The organism is Nitratireductor sp. ZSWI3, from assembly GCF_024655565.1.
In the GTDB taxonomy this organism is placed as follows: domain Bacteria; phylum Pseudomonadota; class Alphaproteobacteria; order Rhizobiales; family Rhizobiaceae; genus Nitratireductor.
Map to the genome: position 1 here is coordinate 1 of NZ_JANKOF010000194.1, position 1320 is coordinate 1320.

A 1320-nucleotide genomic window follows, 5' to 3' on the forward strand; every position below is an offset into this window, starting at 1 on the left:
GGCAAGCGCGGCCTACAGCGTCAGCTCGCTCGGCCAGACCGGGGCTGCCGGTATCGCCTCGGGACTCGGCGGTGTTGCCCGCGCCGCAGGGTCGGCCGCCGTCTCACCCCTCAAACGTGCCGCGACCCGCGCTGGAGCATCCGTCAAATCCAGCTTCGCCGAGGGCGCCCGCGCGGGCTTTGCCGCAGGTGGCGGGACATCATCCATGGGCACAGTCGGCGGCGCGCGGGACGTCGCGGCTGCATCATCTTCCGCCTCTGTCAGCGGCCCGCCCGCATGGGCGCAACGTATGCAGCGCCGGCAGGCGCTCAATCACGGCACCACCATGGCCGCCCATGCGGTGCGCTCCGGCGACGGCCACGGCACCAGTTCCTCCGTCAATCTGTCCGAAAGTGACCGCTCATGAACCTCTTCAAACGACCCGCCACGCATTACGGCAAATCGCCCGAACCCGAGACGCCCTATCAGAAGGCCGCTCAGGCATGGGACGAGCGCATCGGCTCGGCCCGCGTGCAGGCCAGGAGCTGGCGCTGCTTGGCCTTCGGCTCACTGATCCTGTCGGCCGGCTTTGCCGCCGCTCTTGTCTGGCAAACGGCGCGCGGCACGATCGTGCCCTGGGTGGTACAGGTCGACAGTCTTGGCCAGGCGCAGGCGGTCGCGCCGGCCACGGCAGACTATCGGCCCACCGATCCGCAGATCGCCTTCCATCTCGGCCGCTTCATCGAACAGGTCCGCGCGATCCCGGCCGACGCCATCATCGTCCGCCAGAACTGGCTGCGCGCTTATGAGTTCACGACGGATCGCGGCGCGGCCGCGCTCAACGACTATGCCCGCGCCAACGATCCGTTCACTCGTGTCGGCCGTCAGCAGATCGCCGTCGAAGTGTCGAGCGTAATCCGGGCCTCGCCCGACAGCTTCCGCGTGGCATGGACCGAGCGCCATTACGAGAACGGCCAGCTCTCCACCACCGAGCGGTGGACGGCGATCCTCACCATCGTGATCCAGACGCCGCGCGACGCCGAGCGCCTGCGCGCCAATCCACTCGGCATCTATGTCAATGCCATCAACTGGTCGCGGGAGATGAGCCAATGACCCACAAGACGAAGCGCGAATTCGGTTCTGCGGCTTTCCGTAAATCCGGTCTTCTGGTTCTGCTGCTTTCTGCAACCGCACTGAGCGCCTGCGCCACGAACCGCACGCCGCAGTTCACCTATGATGCCGACGTGCCCGCGCTGCCCGTGGTGCAGACGACCGCAACCGGCGAACGGCCGCGGCCGCTGCACACGCCGCCGGCCTGGACCGTCGCGCGGGGCGGAACCG

At 68.3% G+C, this 1320-nt stretch carries 1 protein-coding gene and 2 pseudogenes; all 3 read left to right on the forward strand.

Annotation, left to right across the window (positions count from 1 at the left end; genetic code table 11):
• Positions 1–406: pseudogene (locus tag NUU27_RS25325) on the forward strand (P-type conjugative transfer protein TrbL); the annotation flags it as partial.
• Positions 403–1092, forward strand: coding sequence for a conjugal transfer protein TrbF (gene trbF / locus NUU27_RS25330; RefSeq protein WP_257765060.1), 690 nt, complete (start codon positions 403–405; stop codon positions 1090–1092). The pseudogene NUU27_RS25325 and the gene trbF, both read left to right, overlap by 4 nt.
• Positions 1089–1320 (forward strand): annotated as a pseudogene (locus tag NUU27_RS25335) (P-type conjugative transfer protein TrbG); the annotation flags it as partial. The gene trbF and the pseudogene NUU27_RS25335, both read left to right, overlap by 4 nt.

Excerpts from the sequence above, each read along its gene's own strand:
- trbF (WP_257765060.1), top strand. The coding sequence starts at position 403 with ATGAACCTCTTCAAACGACCCGCCACGCATTACGGCAAATCGCCCGAA.